Here is a 4,762-nt window from a genome sequence, read left to right on the forward strand (position 1 = left end):
CCGAAGACGGCGCCAAGCGGCCTGCATAGCCCGGAATTGATGCTTTTCCCCGGGCAGCGGGTTGACCTGCGACAAAATGCGTGGCGGGGACGTTACACACGGGCGTCAGTCCGTCAGGTAAAATGCTTGCCAAACCATAAAAACCCGACGTTCACTGGCACGTTTTCCGCCCATCTCGCCCCGGCATTCAGCAACTAGCCGATCTTCAGCGAATCCAAGCGTCAAGCGAGCTCAAGAACGAGACCTGACGCGACGGCCATCGATGCCCTACCGGCCCGACAAGACAAGACACGGCAGCGATGCCGTGATTGCTACCGTATTGATTAGTTTGGAGTGATATTTTGCTGGACAGTCTCCTTGGATTCATCTCGACCGGCCTGCTCGACTGGAGCGGCTGGAAGATCACCTTGTTCACGTTGATCGTCACCCATGTGACGATCGCGGGCGTGACGATCTACCTGCACCGTTGCCAGGCGCACCGCGCGCTCGACGTGCATCCGATCGTCGCCCATTTCTTCCGTTTCTGGCTGTGGATGACCACTGGCATGGTCACCAGCGAGTGGGCTGCCATTCACCGCAAGCACCACGCCAAGTGCGAAACGCCGGAAGATCCGCACAGCCCGCAAACGCGCGGCCTGTGGAAAGTGCTGGCCGAAGGGGCCGAACTCTATCGCGCCGAAGCGAAGAACGAAGAAACGCTGCGCAAGTTCAGCCACGGCACGCCGAACGACTGGATCGAGAATCATCTCTACAAGCGCTATCCGATTCTGGGTGTGAGCTTCATGATGATCATCGACATCGCCCTGTTCGGCGCGGTCGGCCTGACGGTGTGGGCCGTGCAGATGGTGTGGATTCCGTTCTGGGCGGCCGGCGTGGTCAACGGTCTGGGCCACTATTGGGGTTACCGCAACTTCAATTGCGCGGACGCGTCGACCAACCTGCTGCCGTGGGGCATCATCATCGGCGGTGAGGAGCTGCACAACAACCACCACACGTACGCGACGTCGGCCAAGCTCTCGAACAAGTGGTATGAGTTCGACATCGGCTGGCTCTATATCCGTGTGTTGTCTGCGCTGGGTCTGGCCAAGGTGAAGAAGATCGCGCCGACGCCGAAGCTCGCGAAGAACAAGGCAGCGTGCGACGACGACACGCTGCAGGCCGTGCTCTCGAACCGCTACGAAGTGATGGAGCGATACGCCAAGACATTCAAGCGTGCCTACGGTCAGGAACTGGCGCGCTTCAAGGAAAAGCGTCAGCTTGGCGAGTATCAGTTGCTGCGTGGCGCGAGCAAGTGGCTGCATCACGACGAAGCTTCGCTGCAAGAGCCGCAGAAACAACAGTTGGGCGAGATCTTCGCGCACAGCAATGCCGTCAAGACGTATTACGAACTGCGTCGTGAGCTGGCCGGCATCTGGGAGCGCTCGAATGCATCGCGCGAACAGCTCCTGGGCCAGTTGCAGAACTGGTGCCATCGCGCGGAACAGAGCGGTATTCACGCGCTGCAGGAGTTTGCGACGCGTCTGCGCCGTTACGCATGAACGGGCTCAGCCAGAAATTCGTTTTTGACGCATAATCAAAACCCCGCCAAGGCGGGGTTTTGTCATTCCCGGTCCCCCCGCGGGCCACGTGAAAATGAACGCCTCAATCAAATCCGTACAATTCGAGCGCCCCGCACCGAGCGGCGCCACGTGTGTTGCCCATGCGTGGGCACGGGTCCCGGATGCGCCATCGCAAGTAGAACGCGCAGCCCTCAAGGCCCGAATCAAGCGCCTGCTCGTAGAGCAGAATGCTGTGCTGGTGGCCCATTACTACGTCGACGCCGACTTGCAGGATCTCGCCGAAGAGACGGGCGGTTGTGTGGCTGACTCGCTCGAAATGGCCCGTTTCGGCCGAGACCATTCAGCCAAGACGCTCGTGGTGGCCGGCGTGCGTTTCATGGGCGAGACCTCGAAGATTCTGAGTCCCGAAAAACGCATTCTGATGCCCGATCTCGATGCGACCTGCTCGCTCGATCTCGGTTGTCCCGCCGACGAGTTCGCTGCATTCTGTGATGCGCATCCCGACCGAACGGTCGTCGTGTATGCGAATACCAGTGCTGCCGTGAAGGCGCGAGCCGACTGGATGGTGACGTCGTCGATCGGGTTGGAAATCGTGGCGCATCTGCACGCGCAGGGGAAGAAAATTCTCTGGGCGCCGGATCGTCATCTGGGCAGTTACGTCCAGAAGCAGACGGGCGCCGACATGCTCTTGTGGCAGGGCGCTTGCCTGGTGCACGACGAATTCAAGGGGACCGAGCTGGAAGTGCTGCGTCGGGAATTTCCGAACGCCAAGGTGCTGGTGCATCCGGAGTCGCCCGCCTCGGTCGTCGAACAGGCCGATGTGGTGGGTTCGACGTCGCAGATGATCACGGCCGCTCAGACGATGGCGGCAACCGAGTTCATCGTGGCGACCGACAATGGCATTCTGCACAAGATGCGCGCTGCGGCGCCGGGCAAGCGTTTCATCGAAGCGCCGACGGCCGGCAACAGTGCCACGTGCAAGAGCTGCGCCCACTGCCCTTGGATGGCAATGAACAGTTTGCAGAATCTGGCCGACGTACTGGCGTCGGGGCGCAATGAGATTCACGTGGATGCGGAGATCGGCCGTCGCGCCCACACCTGTATCGACCGAATGTTGAAGTTCGCCGAGGCGCGCAAGCAGAACGTCCGCGCCAGTGGCGATTTCGCGCGCGATGGTGCGCTGTTTGCCGGCGTGGGCCCCGCATGATGACGTCATCCAAAATGCTGAATACCGACGAGGCGCTCTCGCCCGATTTCGCCGCGTTCGGCGAGCCGCTCGAGGCGGCACTCGCGCGCAACGTGCGCGACGCGCTCGCGGAAGACATCGGCGCCGGCGATTTGACCGGCTTGCTTGTACCGTCCGAGGAGATGGCGCACGCGCGCATCATCGTGCGTGAGTCGGCGGTGCTGTGCGGCGTACGTTGGTTTGAGCGCTGCATGCAAGGGGTCGATGCCTCGGTGCGCGTGCAGTGGCACTACCGGGAAGGCGAGCGCATGACGCCCGACTCGGCGGTGTGCGATATCCACGGCCCGGCGCGCGCGCTGCTCACGGGGGAGCGCACTTCGATGAACTTCCTGCAATTGCTTTCCGGCGTCGCGACGGCGGTGCGTCGTTATTCGGATATCGTCGAGGGCACGAAGGCGCGGGTGCTCGACACGCGCAAGACATTGCCGGGCCTGCGCCTCGCGCAGAAGTTCGCCGTGCGCGTGGGCGGCGGGGCGAATCAACGCCTGGCGCTCTACGATGGCATTCTCATCAAGGAAAACCACATCGCAGCGGCCGGCGGCATTCGGCAAGTGCTGGCGAACGCCGACCGTCTGGCCGACGGTGCGCCGGTGCAGATCGAGGTGGAGTCGCTCGAGGAGCTGGAAATGGCACTGGAATGCGGCGCGACCTCGATCCTGCTCGACAACTTCACCTTGGAAATGATGCGCGAGGCGGCACGCGTCACGGATGGCCGCGCCGTGCTCGAGGCTTCGGGCGGGATCCATCTCGAAACGCTGCGAGCGATTGCGGAAACGGGCGTCGATCGGATTTCCGTCGGTGCACTGACCAAGGATGTTCGCGCGACCGATTTTTCGATGCGGATTTTGGAGACGGTGGGGTAAGCGCCGTTCGCGCCTGTCATGCGCAAGATCGAAGGCCGCAGGGTTTCCCTCTGCGGCCTTTTTGCTTTCGCCGGTGCGGCGGTGTGCGTCGATCGGTGGCCGATCAGCGGGCGCGACGCGGTAACACGGGCGAAAGCACGGTCGGCAGGGCCTTCGGCAGGGTGTCGGGGAAGTCTCGCGAGAAGTGCAGGCCACGACTCTCGTGGCGCGACAGGGCACTGTCAACGATCAACGACGCCACGTCGACCAGGTTGCGCAATTCCAACAGATCGCGGCTCACGCGGAAGTTTGCGTAGTACTCGGCAATTTCCTCGCGCAGCAGGGCGATACGATGCTGCGCCCGCTCCAGCCGCTTGGTCGTGCGCACAATGCCGACGTAGTTCCACATCATGCGGCGCAATTCGTCCCAATTATGCGCGACCACCACTTCTTCGTCGGCATCCGAGACACGGCTTTCATCCCACGCCGGGACGTCTTCTGCCGGCGGCGGCGTCGCTTCGCCCCGTTGAATATCTTCGGCAGTCGCCTTGCCGAGTACCAGGCATTCCAGCAGCGAGTTGCTGGCAAGACGGTTGGCGCCATGCAGGCCGGTGTAGGTGGCTTCGCCGACGGCATGGAGTCCTGGCAGGTCCGTGCGGCCGCGCATGTCGGTGACGATGCCGCCGCACGTATAGTGTGCTGCCGGCACCACCGGAATCGGTTGCTTCGTGATGTCGATGCCCAGTTCAGCGCAGCGCGCCAGAATCGTGGGGAAATGCTCGTGCAGGAATTCGGGGCTTTGGTGGCTGATGTCGAGATACACGCAGTCCAGACCGTGCCGCTTCATCTCGAAATCGATGGCGCGCGCCACGATGTCGCGCGGTGCCAGCTCGGCGCGCGGATCGTGTTGCGGCATGAAGCGAGTGCCGTCGGGCAACACCAGGCGTCCGCCTTCACCGCGCACGGCTTCCGTGATCAGGAACGACTTGGCGTACGGATGATAAAGACAGGTCGGGTGGAACTGGATGAACTCCATGTTCGCGATGCGGCAACCGGCACGCCACGCCATCGCGATGCCGTCGCCGGTCGCGGTGTCGGGATTCGTCGTGTAGAGA

Annotated in this window: 4 protein-coding genes; 3 read left to right on the forward strand and 1 reads right to left on the reverse strand. The window is 62.4% G+C overall.

What is annotated here, in order from left to right:
* The first annotated feature begins 341 nt into the window (after window positions 1-341).
* The 3 genes from A985_RS0107480 (at window position 342) to nadC (ending at window position 3,668) form a co-directional block, all read left to right on the forward strand.
* The gene (locus A985_RS0107480; RefSeq protein ID WP_017232781.1) at window positions 342-1,538 is read left to right on the forward strand and encodes an acyl-CoA desaturase; all 1,197 of its coding nucleotides are present in this window, start codon (window positions 342-344) and stop codon (window positions 1,536-1,538) included.
* Window positions 1,539-1,632: 94 nt separating this feature from the next.
* Window positions 1,633-2,766, forward strand: a complete 1,134-nt coding sequence (nadA, locus tag A985_RS0107485; RefSeq protein ID WP_026131739.1) for a quinolinate synthase NadA — start codon at window positions 1,633-1,635, stop codon at window positions 2,764-2,766.
* A 14-nt stretch (window positions 2,767-2,780) separates the two neighbouring features.
* Complete coding sequence (gene nadC, locus A985_RS0107490; RefSeq protein ID WP_232424549.1) at window positions 2,781-3,668, forward strand: carboxylating nicotinate-nucleotide diphosphorylase; 888 nt, start codon at window positions 2,781-2,783, stop codon at window positions 3,666-3,668.
* A gap of 103 nt (window positions 3,669-3,771) precedes the next feature.
* On the opposite strand, the gene nadB is transcribed toward nadC, so the two are convergent.
* The coding region (gene nadB, locus A985_RS29025; protein ID WP_232424550.1) for an L-aspartate oxidase at window positions 3,772-4,762 on the reverse strand (991 nt) is incomplete at its 5' end.

This window comes from Pandoraea sp. B-6, from assembly GCF_000282835.1.
GTDB classification, from domain to species: domain Bacteria; phylum Pseudomonadota; class Gammaproteobacteria; order Burkholderiales; family Burkholderiaceae; genus Pandoraea; species Pandoraea cepalis.

What these genes read in the sequence shown, in the direction of transcription:
- nadA (WP_026131739.1), top strand. Translation starts at nt 1,633, where the DNA reads ATGAACGCCTCAATCAAATCCGTACAATTCGAGCGCCCCGCACCGAGC.
- nadC (WP_232424549.1), top strand. Translation starts at nt 2,781, where the DNA reads ATGCTGAATACCGACGAGGCGCTCTCGCCCGATTTCGCCGCGTTCGGC.